This window comes from Paraburkholderia sp. GAS334, from assembly GCF_050436625.1.
Taxonomy (GTDB): domain Bacteria; phylum Pseudomonadota; class Gammaproteobacteria; order Burkholderiales; family Burkholderiaceae; genus Paraburkholderia.
This window is the reverse complement of sequence record NZ_JBNDMO010000004.1, coordinates 312,687-331,757: the sequence shown is the minus strand read 5'-3', so window position 1 is coordinate 331,757 and position 19,071 is coordinate 312,687. Positions and strand designations below refer to the sequence as shown.

Here is a 19,071-nt window from a genome sequence, read left to right as displayed (position 1 = left end):
TCAATAGCCGGAAGTGGGGGGCGGGGTGGTCGTGGCGGAAGCGCCGCGTGCGGTGACGTTGGCGGGCGGCACACTGGTCAGATCGGGGCCTTTGCGCAGCCAGCGGCGCGCGAGGACGAAGAACGTGACGAGCAGCACGACATAGAACGCGAAGAACATCGCCATGCTGAGCGAGACCGACGTCGCGGCCACGCTCGATACCGCCTGATTCGTGCGCAGCAGCCCATAGACCACCCACGGCTGACGTCCCACTTCGCGGACGATCCAGCCCGCCTCGACGGCGACATAAGGCAGCGGTATGCACAGCACCCAGGCAAGCAACAGCTTGCGTTGCGCAAGCAGCGCATATAGGCTGCCGCGCGTCTTGCGCAACGCGTACGCCGTCCAGAACGCGAGCAACATGAAAGCGAAACCGATCCCCGCCATCACGCGGAAGGCGTAGTAGAGGAGCGGAATCATCGGCGGCTGGTCTTCGGGCTTGAAGTCGGTGAGACCCTTTACGTGACCGTGCAGCGAGTGCGTGCCGAGGACGCTCAGCATGCCGGGGATTTCCAGCGACCAGTCGTTGCGCTGCGCCTTCTGATCTGGCCATGCGAGCAGCGACCACGATGCGCCCGTGCCCGGCGGGTTGGTGTGCCAGTGGCCTTCGATTGCCGCGCCCTTTGCGGGCTGCGATTCGAACACGCTCACGCCGCTCGAATCGCCGAGCCAGATCTGTAGCGGCGCAACAAAGACGAGCAAGGTGAGCGCGATCTTGAATGAACGCGCGAAGAACTCGGGCTGGCGCTTGCGAAAGAGGCTCCATGCCGAGATGCCCGCAATCACGAACATGCCTGTTTCGATTGCCGCGACCCACATGTGCGACACGCCCCACACCATGTCGGGGTTGAAGATCGCGGCGACATAGTCGGTCACCTCGATCTTGCCGTTGACGATGGCATAGCCCGCCGGCGTCTGCATCCACGAATTGGCGACCATGATCCAGAACGCCGAGATGCTCGAACCGAGCGCGACCATCGCCGTCGCAAACAGATGGACGCCGCGCGGCACGCGTCCCCAGCCGAGCAGCATGACACCGACGAACCCTGCTTCGAGCATGAAGGCCATCGCGCCTTCGAAGCCGAGAATATTGCCGATGAACTGGCCGCTGTACTGCGAGAAGCCCGCCCAGTTGGTGCCGAACTGAAACTCCATCGGAATGCCGCTGACCACGCCGACTGCGAAGTTCAGTGCCAGCAGCTTGCTCCAGAAACGCGCGTGCCGGTAGTACATCACGTCGCCTGTCTTGATCCACAGCGCTTCGATCAGCAGGAGGAACGCGGAGAGGCTGATCGTCAAGATCGGCCAGAGGATGTGAAAGACTGCGGTCATCGCGAACTGCGCGCGCGACAGGTCGAGAACATGATCAGGCATGGTGGGGCTCCTCGCGTTGCAGGGCGACTGCACGCGTCGCGGAATCCGGGCCCACGGCGGCGGCACGCACCACTTTCACCGGCACAGATTTGTATGACGGCGCGCGGCTATTCAGGTCGAACGCGTAGAGCGGCACGAGAGGATTCGCTTCGGGGTAGTACGCGCCGCAACAGCCGTCGGGCAGCGAGTACTCGACCACCTTGAAGCTGCGGATGACGCGCTCGATGCCATCCGTCGAAAGCGCGACGATATCGACGCGCTCGCCCGGATGCAGTCCGCGCTTTTCCAGTTCGCGCTGGTTCATGAACACGACGTCGCGTTGTCCGAACACGCCGCGATAGCGGTCCGAGTGCGAATAGAGCGTGGTGTTGTACTGATCGTGGCTGCGCATCGTCGTGAGGCAGAGCGCTTCGGGGTCGTTGTGCCAGGGGTTCTCGTCGAGCCCCTTGAAGACGAGGAAATTGGCGCGGCCCGTCGGCGTGGCCCACACGCGTTCGCGCGCCGTCGATGCGAGATGAAAGCCGCCCGGCACGCGGATGCGCTCGTTGAACGCCTGGAAGATGGGGAACACGATTTCGATCGCATCGCGGATACGGTCGTAGTTCGCGACCATGTGTTCCCAGGGCACGCGGGATTTTTTGCCGAGCGTCGCGCGCGCGATGCCCGCGACGATGGCCGGTTCGCTGAGCAGATGCGGCGAAGCGGGTTCGTTGCGGCCTGCGGACGCGTGCACCATCGACATCGAATCTTCGACGGTGATCGATTGCGGACCCCCCGCCTGAATGTCGATCTCCGTGCGGCCGAGGCATGGCAGGATCAGCGCATCCTTGCCGTGCACGAGATGGCTGCGGTTGAGTTTCGTCGCAATGTGCACTGTCAGGTCGAGCTTGCGGATCGCCGCCTGCACACGGAACCAGTCGGGAATCGCCGCTGCGAAATTGCCGCCCAGCGCGATGAAAACCTTTGCGTCGCCACGCATCATCGAGTCGATCGTTGCAATCACATCGTGGCCGTGGCCTTCCGGCGCGCGGAACCCGAAGGCGCGCTCGATCCCTTCGATCAGCTGCGCCGACGGTTTTTCCGTGATGCCGACCGTGCGGTTGCCCTGCACGTTCGAATGTCCGCGCACGGGGCAAATGCCGGCGCCCAGTCGCCCAACGTTGCCGCGCAGCAGCGCCAGGTTCGCGATCTGCTGCACGTTCTCCGTGCCGCGATGATGCTGCGTAATGCCCATTCCGTAGACGAGGATCGCGTTCTTCGCCTGCATGTAGATCTGTGCCGCGTTCTCGATGTCGGCGCGCGGGAGACCCGAGTGCCGCTCGATGGCGTCCCACGATGTCGCGCGCAGGTCGTCCAGCAGCGCTTCGACGCCCTGCGTGTGGCCCTGAATGAATTCAATGTCGAGGATGCGTGGCACGTCGGCGGCAAGCGCGGCGTCGTCGGCTTCGACGATGGCCTTCATCATTCCCTTGAGCACCGCGACGTCGCCGCCGACACGTACCTGGTACAGGAAGGTGCTGATGGGGGTATAACCAAGCGTCGCCATTTCGATCGGATTCTGCGGCGAAGCGAACCGTTCCAGCGCGCGTTCGCGAAACGGATTGAGCGACACGATCTTCGCGCCGCGCCGCGACGCCGAATGAAGGTCGCTCATCATCCGTGGACTGTTGGTGCCGGGGTTTTGTCCGAAGATGAAGATCGCGTCGGCGTGCTCGAAGTCTTCGAGCAGGACCGTGCCTTTGCCGACGCCGATCGATTGCGGCAGGCCGACGCTCGTTGCTTCGTGGCACATGTTCGAGCAGTCGGGGAAATTGTTGCTGCCGAATTCACGGACAAAAAGTTGATAGAGGAACGCGGCTTCGTTCGACGCGCGGCCCGACGTGTAGAAATCGGCCTGATCGGGATGATCCAGCGCATTCAGGTGGCGGCCCACGAGCGCGAATGCATCTTCCCAGCTGATGGGCAGATAGCGATCTGATGCGCGGTCATAGGCCATCGGATGCGTGAGGCGTCCGACCATTTCGAGGTCGTAGTCATCCCATGCGGTGAGTTCGGACACGCTGTGCGCGGCGAAGAACTCCGGCGTACAGCGGTTCGCCGTCGCTTCCCACGCGACTGCCTTTGCGCCGTTCTCGCAGAACTCGAACGACGACGTGTGCTTCGGGTCGGGCCACGCGCAGCCAGGACAGTCGAAGCCTTCCGGCTGATTCATATGCAATAGTGTCGTCGCGCCGGAAACGGCGATGCCTTGAAGCGCGAGGGCTTCGCCTGTTGCCTTGAGCGCGCCCCAACCGCCTGCAGGGTCGCTGTAGACGCGGATTACTTTCCTTTTGCCCATGTCTGTTTTCCTGTGGCAGTTCAAAAAAGCCCGAGGGGCCTTACTTTCACGGCGAACTGTTACGCGCAAATTGCACAAGGCCGGCCGGTTCGATAGCGTCACCTGATTACCCGTCGTTTGCGCTGTCGTCGGTGTTTTCCACCGACTGCGGATTGCATTCGACGGCCAACCTATTTCGCGTCGACGCGTGCCTGCTCCATCCCGACTGGCTTGCGGAGCTCGTATGTCTGGAATAGCTGCGAACACAAGGCTGCCAGTGCAGCCAGATTCACGGCCTGATGTGGATACTCAACCTCGCCCGCGTTGAGTACGTCGTCCAGTACTGGAGCAAGACGACGCAGTTGCCGGAAAGTAGTCGCGTCGAGTTTCATCTCGGCATACTCCTGTGATCAGTCCGTGCAGATCAAAGCCAGTGCATGGATGAATTCGGACGGTTGCGTCTCGCTAGCCCGCGGTCACGTCGAGGTCCGCGGTGCAATCACCAAGCCGTAGTGACTGAACTGAACGTTTCGTTGTGCCATGTTATTGATAATAGTTGTCGGGGCAAAGGACGGCTATTACATGAATCTGGAATCAGCCCAGCGAGGCTATCGGCGCTCGACACTTGTTGAACAACGAGGCCAGGCACCTGGACGTGCCTCCGATTACATAAACATGCAATGTCTCGATCGAGCGCAACGTTATATGTTGTTTCCGTGGACGCTTGCCTCACCGATGCAACGTCGACTGAACTCATCCACTAACCGGACGCTGGCACAGTTGCCTTCATGAAACCGTGCGGGTCCCTCGCATTCTCGCAAAATGGAGCTATTCGTGGCTTATGAACTGTTGACGCCCGACACATGCGCACTCGCGCTTATCGACCACCAGCCGCAGATGTTCTTCGGCACGCACTCGCACGAGCGCTCGACCATCCTGCACAACGTCCAGATTCTCGCGAAGAGCGCGAAGCTCTTCAAGGTGCCGACCGTTCTGACGACGGTCGCCGCCGATTCTTTTAGCGGCCATCTGCTGCCGGAAGTTCAGTCGGTGTTTCCGGAGACGAAACCGATCGATCGCACGTCGATGAACTCGTGGGAAGACAAGGGCTTTCGCGATGCGATCAAGGCCACGGGCCGCAAGAAGATCGTGATCGCCGGTCTGTGGACGGAAGTGTGCGTCGCTTTCCCGACCGTGCAGATGCTGGCCGAAGGCTTCGAGATCTACGTGCCGACGGATGCCTGCGGTGACATCACCGAAGAAGCCCATGAGCGTGCCGTGCAGCGCGTCGTCCAGGCAGGCGCCGTGCCGATGACGTCGGTGCAGTTCATGTGCGAACTGCAACGCGACTGGGCGCGCGGCGAAACGTACGACGGCGCCATGGATATCTTCAAGGCGCACACCTCGTATGGCATTGGCGTGCGCTATGCGAAGCAGATTCTCGGCGAACACGCGAGCGAGGCGGGCTGATCGGGGCTGATCGCCCCAAGCATTCCCACACCATGCTTTCACGCGCGACGCCGCTGTCGTCGCGCGTGAGATGCGCCTGACCACGACCAAGGAGAGCGACGATGACCGCGTCTATTCGGCCCACCCGCATTGCGGACATAGTGATCTATAACGGCAAGATCGCGACGCAGAACGACAAGCGTTCGTTCGTGACTGCGCTCGCTGTCGCGAAAGGCGTGATCGTCGCGAGCGGCAACGATCACGACATGATGCAATGGGCGAACGAGTCCACCCGTCGCATCGATTTGAAGGGGCGCACCGTCGTTCCGGGCCTCAACGATTCGCATCTTCACGTCATTCGCGGCGGTTTGAATTTCAATCTCGAACTGCGCTGGGATGGCGTGCCGTCGCTGCGCGATGCACTCGAGATGCTGCGTGCGCAGGTCGCGCGCACGCCTGCGCCGCAATGGGTGCGCGTCGTCGGCGGATGGAACGAATTCCAGTTCGCGGAGAAGCGAGGGCCGACGCTTGAAGAGATCAACGCGATCGCGCCGGATACGCCTGTCTTTATCCTGCACCTCTACGACAGCGCACTGCTCAACGCCGCGGCGCTGCGCGCTGTCGGCTATGACCGCGAAACGCCGAATCCGCCGGGCGGCGAGATTCAGCGCGATCGGCGTGGAAATCCGACGGGCATGCTGATCGCGCGTCCGAATGCGGGCCTGCTGTACGCGACGCTCGCAAAAGGACCGAAGCTGCCGTTCGACGACCAGTTGAATTCGTCACGCCAGTTCATGCGCGAACTGAACCGGCTCGGCGTGACGAGCGCTATCGATGCGGGCGGCGGCTATCAGGCGTATCCCGACGACTACGCGGTCATCATGGAGCTCGCAAAGCGCAACGAACTGACAGTGCGTATCGCCTACAACCTGTTTACGCAGAACGCGAAGAAGGAAATCGAAGACTTCGCGAAGTGGGTCAAGCTCACAAAGCCCGGCGACGGCGACGATTTCCTGAAGATGAACGGCGCGGGCGAAATGCTCGTGTTCTCCGCCGCCGACTTCGAAGATTTTCTGGAGCCGCGTCCCGACCTGCCGGGCGCAATGGAGAGCGAACTCGAAGCTGTCGTGCGACTGCTGGTGCAAAACCGCTGGCCGTTCAGATTGCACGCAACCTACGACGAGTCGATCGAGCGCTTTCTCAACGTATTCGAGCGCGTCAATCAGGACACACCTTTCGACGGCCTGCGCTGGTTCTTCGACCACTGCGAAACCATTTCTGCGCGCAATATCGAACGCATTGCCGCGCTGGACGGCGGCATCGCCGTCCAGCACCGGATGGCGTATCAGGGCGAATACTTCATCGCCCGCTATGGCGCCGAGGCCGTCGCGCACACGCCGCCTGTTCGGCAGATGCTCGCGGCAGGGCTGCCCGTCGGCGCGGGGACGGACGCGACGCGCGTCGCGAGCTTCAATCCGTTCGTTTCGCTGTACTGGCTCGTTTCGGGACGCACGGTGGGCGGCACGCCGATGTACGCGGCGCAGGACCGTCTGGATCGCATGGAGGCGCTGCGCCGATATACGGTGGGCAGCGCATGGTTCTCGAACGACGAGACGAAGAAGGGCGCGCTTGTGCCTGGCCAGCTTGCCGATTTCGCGGTGCTTAGCGACGACTATTTCACGATCGACGAAGGCGCCATCAAGCTTCTGACTTCGGTGCTGACGGTTGTCAACGGCCGCGTCGTCTACGCTGCCGACGAGTTCGAAAGGTTCGGCCCGCCCGCGCTGCCCGTCAGCCCGACGTGGTCGCCCGTCGCGGAGTACGGCGGCTATGCGCGCTATCGTCCCACGGCGTCGCTGCAGCAGTCGTGCAACGACGCGTGTGTGAACCTGTGTGGCGTGCATCGTCATGCGCATGCGTGGGCGTGGCGCAGCAACGTGCCCGCCAGCGACGCGAATACGTTCTGGGGCGCGCTCGGTTGCAGCTGCTTCGCGTTCTAGGCGCAAGCAGGCAATGAACCGCCTTTCCGCCCCCGCCGCCGCGCTGCTGTTCCTGCGCGTCGCAGCGAGCGTGCTCGTGCTGCTCGTGCATGGACGCATGCGTCCGGGCTACGGCAGGCCTGAGCTGCGCATGAGGAGTGAGCCATGCCATATCTGATTTCACTGGGCGCGGGCCTCGTGGTCGGCCTGCTGTATTACTTCGTGCGCGTGCAATCGCCCGCGCCGCCGCTGATCGCGCTCGCGGGGCTGCTTGGCATCGTCATCGGCGAGCATGCGATTCCGCTCGTGCAGGCGCAGATACGCCCGCCCGTTGCGCAAACTCAAAACGCGCCGCCCGTCGCCAGCGGCAAGCCGACCTCGTCATGCAGCAGCGACCAGTAGGCGCAGATGCGCGGCTCGCGGCGCACCCGCTCGATCACGTCCCGGGCGAGGACACGTGGCTGGCCTTGACAGCGGGCTATGTCGATACGTTCGGCTTCGTTGCGCTGTTCGGTCTCCTCACCGCGCACGTGACGGGCAACTTCATTCTCATCGGCTCGGAGCTCGCGAACGCCGGGCATGGCCTGCTGATCAAGTGGCTCGCGTTTCCCGCATTCATCGCGGGAATCGTGTTCGCTCGCGTGCTCGACAACAGGCTGCCTCATCGCGGACATGGCGTGCGCGCATGCGCGTTATATATGCTGCAGGCGGCGCTGCTGGCGGGCTACATGGCTGTGGGCGAGCTGGCTGTGCCTGTCACCGATGCCGACGCGCCGATGACCATCGCCTGCGGCCTGCTCGGCGCAGCAGCGATGGGCGTGCAAAACGCGCATGGGCGTTTGACGGCGCGCTCTGTCGTCGCGAACACGGTGATGACGGGCAACGTCACGCAGGCCGTGATCGACGCATTTGATCTGCTGTTCTCATCCGGCGACCTGGAAGCGCGGCGCGCGGCGCGCAGCCGGTTGTTGCGCACGCTGCCGCCCATCGCCGGTTTTGCAATGGGCGCGTGTGCAGGCGCGGCGGGATATCTGCTCGCGTCATTCTGGGCGCTGCTGCTGCCGCTCGCCACGTTATGCCTGCTCGCTGTGCTGGCGCGCAAGACGGGCACGCCGCAAGTCGGAATCTGATTGCACCGCGCGAAGCTGCGGCATCCATCACCCGCAAGGAGTGTTTTTATGAGTACCGTCAAGATGTATCGATTGTTACGGGCCGCCGTCGTGTCGATCGCGGCGCTCGGCGTGGCGCTGGCCGGCTCGCCGGCTTTCGCCGATGCCGAGCATCAGAACGCGGGCAAGAGCGTGCCCGTCGTGTCGGTCGGTCCGCAGTACGACACGACGCATGTGTATGTCTCGAGCCAGGACATCGACGCGTTCGTCGACAGCATTGTTGCGACGTTCGGCGGCAAGGCTTCGCAGCGCGCGGTCTTCACGGTCACGCCGACGCCGGGCAAGACGGCTTCGCAATACGTGCAGACGCCTGTCGGCATGTTGTCGGTGTTCGCGTTCCAGACGCCGATACCGTATCCGTTCGGCAACGAGCGCACGGGCTATCTCGTGACCGATATGGACAAGGCCGTGCGTGCCGCACGCGCAGCGGGTGCGGACGTGATCGTCGATACGTTCGACGATCCGATCGGGAAGGATGCGATCATCCAGTGGCCCGGCGGCCTGAACATGCAACTGTACTGGCATACGAAGGCGCCTTCGTATGCTCCGCTCGAGACGGTGCCCGACAATCGCGTCTATGTGTCCGGGCAATCCGCGGATAACTTGATCAGACGCTTCCTGCGCTTCTCGCACGGCAAGGTCGTCTCCGACAACCGCCATGCGGACGGCAGCGAAATCGGCCGGCCCGGCGAGACGATCCGGCGCGTGCGCATCGCGTCCGGCTTCGGCAACATGCTCGTGTTCGTGACGGACGGCAAGCTGCCTTATCCGTTCGGCCGCGAGATGACCGGTTATCAGGTTGCCGATCTCGAGGCGACGCTTGCGAAGGCGCAGGGCACCGGCGTGAAGCTGCTGGCGGCGCCGAACCGTACGGTCGAAGGGCGCACGGCGATGGTCGAGTTTCCCGGCGGCTATGTCGCCGAGATTCACGAACTGAGCAAATGACGATGCGTCCATCGGTAAGACGCAAGATGTCGACCGCGGCCACGTTCGCCGCGCTGGCGGTGTGCGGTTTGACAGACGGCGCGACCGCGTTCGCCGCCGATAACACGGCGGATGCGGGCGCGGCCGCTGCGCCTCAATGCACCGCGAAGCGGCCGTCGGCGTTGTCGTTCAACCGCTGGCAGGAAGACTGGTCGGTTCTGGCGAATCCGTGCGTGCCGCGTAAGCCGTTCGATGCGCTCAAGTACATCCCACTCGGCAGCGATCCGTCAACGTATCTGTCGCTCGGCGCGGACCTGCGCGAGCGCTTCGAACTGAACAACACGCCGCTCTTCGGGCTTGGCAGCGCGCGGCCCGACAGCTACGTGATCCAGCGCGCCGAAGTGCATGCCGATGCCCGCATCGGTCAGCATGTGCAGGCGTTTTTTCAACTCGAGGATGCGCGGCCCTTCGGCAAGGATTCCGTTTCGCCCGTCGACAAGAATCCCCTCGATATCGAGCAGGCGTTCGTCGCGTTCGTCTATGGGGTGGGCGGCGGCACGCTCAAGGCGCGCGTCGGCCGCCAGGAGATGGCTTTCGACTTGCAGCGGTTCGTCTCGGTGCGCGACGGGCCGAACGTGCGTCAGGCGTTCGATGCGCTGTGGGCCGACTATGAAATCGACAAGTGGCGCTTCATCGGCTATATGACGCAACCCGTGCAGAACCGCGACGTCACGGCCTTCGACGATGTGTCGAACCGGCATCTCACGTTCAGCGGCGTGCGCGTCGAACGCGCGAACACGGGGCCGGGCGATCTGTCCGCGTACTGGTCGCGCTATGACCGCGACAACGCGCGCTTTCTCGATGCGGCAGGCACCGAGCATCGCGATGTATTCGACGTGCGTTACGCGGGCAAGGTCGCGCCGTTCGACTGGGACGCGGAAACGATGGTGCAGACGGGGCGCGTCGGCAAGAGCACGATTGGCGCGTGGGCGTTCGGGCTGCTGGGCGGCTATACGTTCGCATCGGTGGCGGGCTCGCCGCGTGTTGGCTTGCAGGTGGATGGCGCATCGGGCGACCGGCATCCCGGCGATGGACGTGTCGAAACGTTCAATCCGCTGTTTCCCAACGGCTACTACTTCACGCTGGCGGGATACACCGGCTACAGCAACCTGATTCACGTGAAGCCGTCGATCACGTTCAAGGTGTCGCCGAAGGTCACGTTACTGACGGCGCTCGGTCTCCAGTGGCGCGCGACGGCAGCCGATGCGATCTACGGTCAGGGGATGGCTGTGGTGCCCGGCACGGCAGGGAAGGGAACGCGTTGGACGGGGATGTATGCGCAGATTCGGGCCGACTGGCTCGTTAGCTCGAACGTGGCGCTCGCGCTGGAAGCGGTGCATTTCGAAGTCGGCGATTCGATTCGCGCACTAGGGGCGCACAATGCGGATTATGTGGGCGTCGAAGCGAAGTTCGGATGGTGACTGTGTATTCGATCGGCTCACGTTTTGCGGACGATGCGCTGCACTGCGCGCCCGTTGTCCTGCAGTCGGGTCGTGATGCCTGGCAGACGCGGCGGCGTTGACGAAAAAGCCGGATTTGAACCGTCAGACAGCTTCCTCCACAGGGATAGTTTCCATGACTGTGGCCAGAATCATCGCTTCGATGTTTCGTGGTGGAAGTCGAACACGCCTGGGTCGATACACGGCATTGCCTCTTGCAATGGCCTGGCCACTCAGGGCGCAAACTCCAGCTTTCCTCGCGATGCACCGCCGCCATAGCTGTTCGCCGTAGCAGCAGGACGTCGCGTCGCTCCACGCAACGGTCGCCCAGTTCTGCCCATCGCGCTCCAGAACCCGGATGGCACATTTCGAAAAGCAGCCTTCGCCGGATATCGGGCGGACGCGACTGGACACAATGGTCGGCCCTGTTTCGCCTTCGCTCGAGAGGAGCGCGATCGTTGACTGCCACGTTCTGTCTGCTTCAAAGGGAGCTTGCATGATGCGGTTCCTCGATTCTCACCAGACAAACAGGAGGTCAGGCGATTGATCTGAAAAAAAACAGAAAGCCTCATGACATGTCAAACGACCGTCGTGCGTGGTCCCGTCAGGTAGCGACGCCGAATTCCTGAAAAGATGCCGCGCGCGATCAATTTCTGGTGATGCGCCGCCAGTGGATTGCCGCAGTCTTATGTGACGTGCCTGGGTTGAGCCAACGCGCGACCTTGGCTTGATGATACGTAGCAGACTTGCGGGCCGCTACTACATGAATGTGGAGTGCGTCTTATCGCCTGAACGATGGTGTCGCAGACGTGGAACGTCGACAGCGGCCCGGTCTGCCCGAAGCCCGCCTCTCGACTACTACAAGGTGCTGAATCCGCTGCATGTGATAGAGGACGGCGAGGACGCTTCGGCCTGCTGGGAATGCGGGAGCGTGCTGCCCGCCTGGGCGGCGCCATCCGGATCCAGACCGCACCCAATCAAGGCTTCGCACTGACCGTTGCGTTGCCGCTCGCAGCCGTCGAAACCAGGGAAGACGAATGAAGGCCTGTCGAATGTTGGCCAGAGGTCGGTCGCAACGGACGACCCGTCGAATCGACCGCCAGATGCAGCCTGGTACTCAGTCCACCTCGGGAACGCGGGTTTCACGTTGTATCCGAAGTCTCAGTCGGAAGGCTAAAGCTGAACGTCACGCCGCGGACCTCATTGCGCACGACCCAGATACGGCCGGTGTGTGCTTCGACAATCGACCGGCAGATCGCGAGCCCCATACCCATGCCCGTTTCCTTTGTAGTGTTAAATGGCTCAAATATCGTCTCCAGATTCGCGAGCCCTATGCCTTCATCCTGAATGTCGACCACCACGTTGCCCCCGTCGCGCCGGGAGCGGATCAATAGCGACTTAGGTCGTTCCTCCGTCGCTGACAACGCCTCGATGGCGTTGCGCACAAGGTTGACGATCACCTGCTGAATCTGCACGGCATCGGCTCTGATCGTCGGCACGTCCTGGGCTAGCTGGGTCTCGAGCGAGATCGCGTTCCCCTGGATTTCGTCAGCCATTAGCGTGCAGACCTGAAGTATCAGCTTATTGATGTCAAGATCGACCTTTGCCGGCGCCGTGCGCTTGAACAGCGCGCGAATACGGCTTATCACGTCCGCCGCGGCATATCCGTCACGGACGATGGCTTCGGCGCTGAGTCGGGCTTTGTCGATGTCGGGCAGCGTCGCAGCGAGCCAGCGCCGGCACGCCTGCCCATTGGCCACAACGGCCTGCAGCGGCTGGTTAATTTCGTGGGCGATGGACGCGGACAACTCGGCTACAGTCGCCACCTGTGACGCCTGCGCAAGCTTTTCCCGTGCGTGTCGCAGCGCGTCTTCCGCTCGTGTGCGCTCGATGAATTGCCCGACCTGGAAGCCGACGGAGTTCATCATCTGCACAAGCTCGGGATCGGCATCGCGGACCTCGCGGCTGAAGAATTCGAACACGCCCACTACGCCGCTCCTGAGCGTGATCGGGAAGGCGAAGGCCGCACGGAGTCCTTTCTTCGCGGCCGGTTCTGCCCGCTGGGACTCCCGATCGAGCGCCATGTCGGGAATCCATACAGGTGCGCCGCTCGACCAGACTCGCTCCGGGAGCCCCATGCCGAAGCCGCCCGTCCTGGACACCAACCCGGAGCCGGCCCGCGCGAAGGTGGCCGACGGCCATGTTTGCACGCGCACCAGCACGCCCGCTTCCGGATCGACGCGCCAGAATGCGCCACGATCCCACTCGAGTGCCTCACACATTTCGCGCAGAATGCGCGATACCGCCTCTTCGAGCGAGCCCGCTTCCGACAGCGTCCGTGTGACGCTGAATTGCGCGAGCTGCCGCTGCTCACGGCGCCTGCGATCGGTGATGTCGCTGGCGAGTGCAATGGCGTAAAGGCGCCCACCGCGGTTGAACGCCCGTGCACGCACCTCGACGGGAAAGAGACTTCCGTCTTTTCGCCGGCGGCGGCCGTTGAACGTCACACTTCCGACCTCGCGCAGTCGCCGCCTGATCCACTGGGTCTTTTCCGGCGTGATGTCGTGGTCGAACTGACAGCTGCGCATGCCGATGAGCTCTTCGCGCGTATAACCCAGTGCCTCGCAGGCCTGACGGTTCACGTCGAGCACGATACCTTCCTCGTCGTACAGGAAAATGGCATCCGTCGCGTGGTCGACCAGGGTTCGGAAGCGTTCCTCACTCGTGCGCAGCGCCTCCTCGCTAGCGAGCAGGTTGCGGTGCGCGAGCGCGCTCGTCAACGCATCTTCCAGGCGCCTGCCTATTTCCTCGAAGAGCCGCCGCTCCACGGCGCTCCAGGAGCGCAAATGCGAGCACTGATGCAGCCCGAACAGGTACGGCCTGTCGCCCTTGGGGCGAACCACGATCGCGATCGTCGACAGGATGTTGAACCGATGGCGAATCTCCGGCGGGATGCCTGGATCCACCATCGCCCCTGGGGCGTGCAGCATGTCGCGCAGGGATTCCGCCGCCCGGGCGTCCATCGGCAGCTCCAGGCCGAGCGCGAAGGCGCCCGGATAGTCCGGATGCGTATGCTCCATCACCGCGCGCCACGTTGGCGCATCGGGATCGCAGGGATATACCAGCCAGGCCCGATCGCAATTGAAGATCGCCCGCGCCTCCTCAAGCACGCCGCGCGTCATGCCCTCGACCTCGTTCGTTCGCTGCATGGCGCGGTTGATGCGGTCCATGCATTCGAGGAACCACAGGTACTCTCTGCGTTCCTCTTCTGCACGCTTTTGCTCCGTGACATCGATCACGGTGCCGATGTACTCGATCGCCTGGCCCGAGCGGTCGAGAACCGGATGCCCCACGGAACGGACGGTTCTCACTCCGGTATCGAAGTTTCCGAGCCGGTACTCGGCTTCCCAGTCGGAACCTTCGCGCACGGCCTTACCCAGGCTCTCCACGATCCGGGTGCGGTCATCCGGATAAACGTCCTCCGCTAATTGCTCGAACGAAGGCAGGCCCTTCGCAGGATCGTGGCCGAGGATACGATAACACTCGTCCGACCAGTACAGAACGGCATTTGAAACGGGGCTCCATGCCCAGCTTCCGGTGTGGCTGACCTTCTGCGCCTCTGCCAGGTACTGGCGGCTGCGCCGCAACTCCACCTCCGCGCGCTTGCGCTCCGTCATGTCCACGACGAAGGCCACACCGCGCTCGCATATCTCGTCGAAAGCGGCCACGCCGATCAGCACCGGCACCCGGCTGCCATCCTTGTGGAAATATTCCTTTTCATAGGGAGGCAGGCTGCCGGTCCGCCTGAACTGCTGCAAGTTTTGTTCTCGCTGGCCGTCGAGCCATTCGGGAGGCGTCAAGTCGGTCCACCGCAAGCGACCCGAGACGAGATCCTCGCGCTCGTATCCGACCATGCGAAGAAACGCGTCATTGGCCTCGAAAATCTGACCACCCTCGTCCCAAAACAAAATTCCGACGATGTTGGCGTCGATCAGCCGGCGGATCTGCGCTTCCCGTTCCCGGATTTCAGCGTACAGACTGCTGTTTTCGAGCGAAATCGCCGCCTGGGAAGCAAGCACCTTCAGGACAGAAATCCTGCCAGGCGTGAAAACGCCTGGAGCAAGCCTGTTTTCCAGGTACAGCAGTGCAACCAGCGCACCCTGCTTCATCAACGGCAGACAGAGTACCGACCGGACGCCCTGCGCAACGATGTACTGATCGGCGGTATGCGGACCCGGGACTGAAGTATCGTCGAGAAGCACGCTCTCCCGGGTACGCGCGGCATAACGGACCACCGACTCGGGAAGCGTGTCCGCGCAAGCTGGCGTCTCGCGCAGGCTGACCGTCACGGATCCGCCGCAAGTCTTCGCCTCCGCCTTGATCAGGAATTCGTTGCCACGAGGCAGGATCAGCAGACCACGTTCCGCGCCGGCATGTTCGATGGCCGTGCGCAACAGCGTTTCGATGAGCTTTTCCGGGACGAGCTCGCCCGACACTGCCTGCGACACCTTGATCACAGTGGCCAGATCCAGATCTCCAACCGGCGCGTCGATCGTGCCCGCAGGGCCCGGGACACGATCGTCCTGCCGCAACGCGGGATAGAGCTGTTCGAGTTGTCGCACCTTCCCATAGGCTCCCCACCGCAGATAGGTGCGCCGTGCGTTTCCCCGGTAGAAATGTGCAATCTCCTCAAGGCCGCGCGCGGCGTAGCAGCGGGCAGCCAGTTCGTAGGACAGCGCCTCGTTTTGAACGAAGCCATTCGAACGCGCAGAGCGAATGGCTCGCTCGTACAGATCCATTGCATCGAGCAGGCGCCCCTCGATGCGCGCAATCTCCGCGCCGACCAACGCCGCACGATCCTCGAAGTTCTGGGGGCAGTTTTCCGCCCATGCCCGGAGTTGTTTGTCATGTGCCGACAGCGCCTCGCGATGCTTTGCATACCGATCGGGCCCCGTGGGCTCGCAGCAGGCGGCGCGAGAAAGGGCGGCATAGAGGTGGTATTCCGCTCTCTCCAACAGCTTGACCGAAAGCGACGCTGATGTCGAAAACCATTTTTCCGCCTTTTCCGCGGCATCGATAGCCGATGCGTAGTCGCCAGCGAAGTAGCGTGCCTGCAGCTTTCGGATCCAGTAGAAACATTCGGGCAAGGCCAGAGCCGGGTGGCCGGTGAGGCGCGCCTCGAACGCGTGCTCCGTGAACGAGTCATCGTCGAGCGAGCCGAATTTCGCGGTCTCGCCGCTGAGAGCCCGAACGAGCGCGAGCGAGGAAGAGATCATGTCGACGACGAACTCGAACCGCACCGTGCGCGCGAACTCCAAACCGTGCTCGGCTTCACGTGCAACCTGATCGAGTGGATCGCCTGAGGCCAGCAGAATGGAACTGATATTGCTGCAGGCGTATGCAGCAAACGACGGGTCGCCCTGCTCATTCGCGATCTGAAAGCCACGTCGGGCCGGATCGATACCCTCCCGAAGCGGTCGTGTCCAAGGTACCACGAGCGAGAAGATCGAATAGGTCTTTCCTCCCACGCGCTTCAATCCGCGGCGTTCGGTCAGATCGCACGCCATCTCTCCAAGTCGATAACCTTCGTCGTAGTGGCCGAAGCGGTCGCCGGCGATAATCCCGACCGCGACATAATGCGCAGGTGAGGCGTCGCTGTTGCCACGCGCGAGGCTGAGATTCACCGCCCTGCAGGTGGTGAGCGCGTACAAATTCTCGTCGGTGTATAACGTCGGCGGTCCAAGGGCGGTCAGCACGTCGAGCGTCGCGCGAGACTCCGGATCCTCCATCAGCGGCAGGTCGATGAGATCTTCGATTGGCCGACTTCCGACCTGTGACCAGATCCGCTCGTACTCGCGATGCGCTTCCTGTTGGGTGGGATGGGCTGCCCAATCGATGCCCACATGCCGGAGGTATTCCAAACCCAGCGCGACCGCGCGGTCGCCTGCCCCGAGCATCGTGTAAAGATCCACGCGCCGGCTCGCGACGGCCGCTCGTTGGACCGTGTCAACAGCGCGCGTAGCCAGCGCCGCGAAACGTTCCTCCACGGACGGCAGTGTGCCCATCCAGAGTTCGCAGTCGGCCCCATGCAGTTCTAGTGCGAAGGCAAGCTCCTGCCGGCGCTCCCACGCATCCTCCCGCATCAGTGCCGCGCCGGCGCGCAGATACGTCAGCGCAGAGGCGTAGGCGGATGAGGTCTTCGCGCGCTTGCCGGCGATCAGGTTCAGCTCGGCGAGCTTCTCGCGCTCGTCCTGTAACGTGATGAGGTGTGCGCCGCGGTTGAGCTGGTTGACGATCTCGAAGATCATCTCCGGCAGCTTTTCCGGCGGCATGCAGTCAGCGAGAACTCTGCCTATCCGGAGATGGATCCGCGCACGCGCCTCCTCCGGGATCAAGGAGTACGCCGCCTCCTGAACCCGGTCATGCACGAAGCAGCAGGATTGCTCCGTGCAGGCGATGAGACCGGCTCGAATTGCTTCCCAAAGCCGGCCATGGAGATCGTCTGCCGGCCGCCGGGAAACTGTTTCCAGCAGGGCGAGCTCGGCGCTGTTCCCCATGCACGCAAGCAGCTGCAGGTCGTGTTGCGTTTCGGTCGACAGGCGGGTCAGCTTGCCAACCATGAGCTCCGCCACATTGTCGGTATAGCCCTTCATGTGGATGCGATCGAGGTCCCACGACCAGCGCGCCGCATCATGATCGAAGAAAAGCAGCCCCTCTTCTGTCAGCGAAGCAATGAACTGAATGGCGAAGAATGGATTTCCGGCGGTCTTGTCATGCACCAGCGCCGCGAGCGGCGCGACCCGCTCGGGCTTGCAGCGAAGCGCGTCCACCATCAACTGTTCCAGATGCTCCCGGGCAAGCGGCGCGAGCGTGATCTCCGCCACCTTGCCACCGGCGGCCTTGATGGCATCGAGCTTGCACATCAGCGGATGCGCGGAATTGACTTCGTTGTCGCGATAGGCGCCGATCAGCATGAGGTTCTGCGGATGGGACCGGGTCAACAGGTCCTCTATCAGGTCGAGCGTCGCCACATCGAGCCATTGCAAATCGTCGAGGAATAGCACGAGCGGATGTTCCGGCCGGGCGAAAACTTCGATGAACCGCCGGAACATGAGCTGAAACCGCTGGTGCGCTTCTTGTGGAGGCAACTCGGGGACTGGCGCGGGCTCTCCGATGATGTGCGCCACTTCAGGAACGAGATCCACGATGAGTCCGGCATTCGGTCCCAACGCTTCCCGAAGCGCGTCGCGCCAGGCCGCAAGCTCCGCCTCGCTTTTGCCAAGCAGTGGCCGTAGCAGACTCCGAAAGGCTTGCGCGAGTGTCGAATAGGGGATGTTGCGTTTGTACTGATCGAATTTGCCGGAGGCGAAGAGCGCGCGCGAAGGCACTAACACCTGGTGTAGTTCGTTGACGACGGACGACTTGCCAATGCCGGAATATCCTGAGACCAGCACCAGTTCTGGCGCCCCCCCTTCGACGACGCGCCTGAAGGCGCCAAGCAATGTCTCGACCTCGCGCGACCGCCCGTACAGTTTCTCGGGAATCATCAACTGGTCTGGCGTGTCGTTCTCGCCGAGCGGGAATTCACCGATACGTCGCCCGGTTTCCCAAAGCGCCAGGCAGCGTCGCAGGTCCACTTCAACGCCTTCCGCGGTCTGATAGCGCTCCTCCGCGGTCTTGGCGAGCAGCTTCACCACAATCGCGGAGAGGACCGGTGCCAGGTGGGCGACACGCACGTGCGGCGGCACCGCCTCTCTCGCGATGTGGCAGTGCACCCATTCGATCGGATCGGTTGCAGTGAATGGCAGACTTCCCGTGAGCATCTGGTAGAGCGTCACGCCGAATGCGTAGAGATCGCTGCGGGAGTCGACTGAACGATTCATCCGCCCGGTCTGCTCCGGCGCCATATAGGCGAGCGTACCGGCGATGGACTCGGGCGGTTCGGACCGTTGACGCTCTCGCGTAAGCCGCGACGCGAGGCCAAAACCCGTGAGCCTGGCCTCACCACTATCGGGATTGACCAGGATGTTGGCCGGCTTGACGTCCTTGTGCACGAGCCCACTCCGGTGGACTTTGGCCAGCGCCGACGCGATGCCAATAGCGAGGCGCAGGAAGGTCCCAGAGTCCATCGGTGCATCGAGGAGACCGTCGAGAAGCTTGTAGCTGGAATCTTCGGGAACAAGGACTATTCGGTCACGCGCACGGAGCCACGGAGCGCGATCCATATCGAGTTCGATCTGGTTCATGGAATGCCGGTCCATTCTGGTGCTTGCCCGCGTCGTGAGCGGCCGGCCTGCGACGCCTGCAGGAGCGACGCCTTT

Annotated in this window: 12 protein-coding genes and 2 pseudogenes; 8 read left to right on the top strand and 6 right to left on the bottom strand. The window is 62.8% G+C overall.

Annotation, left to right across the window (positions count from 1 at the left end; translation table 11 throughout):
- The 3 genes from P3T21_RS10425 to P3T21_RS10415 all read right to left on the bottom strand — a co-directional run bounded on the left by P3T21_RS10425 (position 1) and on the right by P3T21_RS10415 (position 4,122).
- Positions 1-1,413, bottom strand: coding sequence for a cytochrome ubiquinol oxidase subunit I (locus P3T21_RS10425; protein WP_429255849.1), 1,413 nt, complete (start codon positions 1,411-1,413; stop codon positions 1-3).
- A complete protein-coding gene (locus tag P3T21_RS10420) occupies positions 1,406-3,751 on the bottom strand; it encodes an FdhF/YdeP family oxidoreductase (RefSeq protein WP_429255848.1) in 2,346 nt (781 codons plus the stop codon). Before P3T21_RS10420 ends, P3T21_RS10425 begins: the two co-directional genes overlap by 8 nt.
- Before the next feature lie 170 nt (positions 3,752-3,921).
- Positions 3,922-4,122: a hypothetical protein gene (locus P3T21_RS10415; RefSeq protein WP_429255847.1), complete on the bottom strand. Its 201-nt coding sequence runs from the start codon at positions 4,120-4,122 to the stop codon at positions 3,922-3,924.
- Positions 4,123-4,564: 442 nt separating this feature from the next.
- On the opposite strand from P3T21_RS10415, the gene P3T21_RS10410 reads away from it, so the two are divergent.
- The 7 genes from P3T21_RS10410 (at position 4,565) to P3T21_RS10380 (ending at position 10,732) form a co-directional block, all read left to right on the top strand.
- Positions 4,565-5,200, top strand: a complete 636-nt coding sequence (locus P3T21_RS10410; protein WP_429255846.1) for a hydrolase — start codon at positions 4,565-4,567, stop codon at positions 5,198-5,200.
- Between the two features lie 101 nt (positions 5,201-5,301).
- Entirely contained in the window at positions 5,302-7,179 is a 1,878-nt protein-coding gene (locus P3T21_RS10405; protein WP_429255845.1) for an amidohydrolase, read from the top strand.
- Between the two features lie 13 nt (positions 7,180-7,192).
- On the top strand, positions 7,193-7,336 hold the full coding sequence (locus tag P3T21_RS10400) for a hypothetical protein (protein ID WP_429255844.1): 144 nt from the start codon (positions 7,193-7,195) through the stop codon (positions 7,334-7,336).
- The gene (locus tag P3T21_RS10395; RefSeq protein ID WP_429255843.1) at positions 7,324-7,560 is read left to right on the top strand and encodes a DUF1427 family protein; all 237 of its coding nucleotides are present in this window, start codon (positions 7,324-7,326) and stop codon (positions 7,558-7,560) included. The genes P3T21_RS10400 and P3T21_RS10395 overlap by 13 nt, the downstream gene beginning before the upstream one ends.
- Entirely contained in the window at positions 7,542-8,288 is a 747-nt protein-coding gene (locus P3T21_RS10390; RefSeq protein ID WP_429255842.1) for a YoaK family protein, read from the top strand. Before P3T21_RS10395 ends, P3T21_RS10390 begins: the two co-directional genes overlap by 19 nt.
- Positions 8,289-8,336: 48 nt before the next feature.
- Positions 8,337-9,272 (top strand): glyoxalase, encoded by a 936-nt coding sequence (locus tag P3T21_RS10385; protein WP_429255841.1) that lies wholly within the window; start codon positions 8,337-8,339, stop codon positions 9,270-9,272.
- Complete coding sequence (locus P3T21_RS10380) at positions 9,269-10,732, top strand: alginate export family protein (protein WP_429255840.1); 1,464 nt, start codon at positions 9,269-9,271, stop codon at positions 10,730-10,732. Before P3T21_RS10385 ends, P3T21_RS10380 begins: the two co-directional genes overlap by 4 nt.
- Positions 10,733-10,855: 123 nt before the next feature.
- On the opposite strand, the gene P3T21_RS10375 is transcribed toward P3T21_RS10380, so the two are convergent.
- Entirely contained in the window at positions 10,856-11,248 is a 393-nt protein-coding gene (locus P3T21_RS10375) for a DUF3331 domain-containing protein (RefSeq protein ID WP_429255839.1), read from the bottom strand.
- Between the two features lie 405 nt (positions 11,249-11,653).
- Here P3T21_RS10375 and P3T21_RS10370 point away from each other — a divergent pair.
- Positions 11,654-11,791: pseudogene (locus P3T21_RS10370) on the top strand (histidine kinase); the annotation flags it as partial.
- A 14-nt stretch (positions 11,792-11,805) separates the two neighbouring features.
- On the opposite strand, the pseudogene P3T21_RS10365 reads toward P3T21_RS10370, so the two are convergent.
- Together P3T21_RS10365 and P3T21_RS10360 are read right to left on the bottom strand one after the other, a co-directional pair.
- Positions 11,806-11,886 (bottom strand): annotated as a pseudogene (locus P3T21_RS10365) (IS5/IS1182 family transposase); the annotation flags it as partial.
- Positions 11,887-11,892: 6 nt separating this feature from the next.
- Entirely contained in the window at positions 11,893-18,996 is a 7,104-nt protein-coding gene (locus P3T21_RS10360) for a PAS domain S-box protein (RefSeq protein WP_429255838.1), read from the bottom strand.
- Between the last annotated feature and the right edge of the window lie 75 nt (positions 18,997-19,071).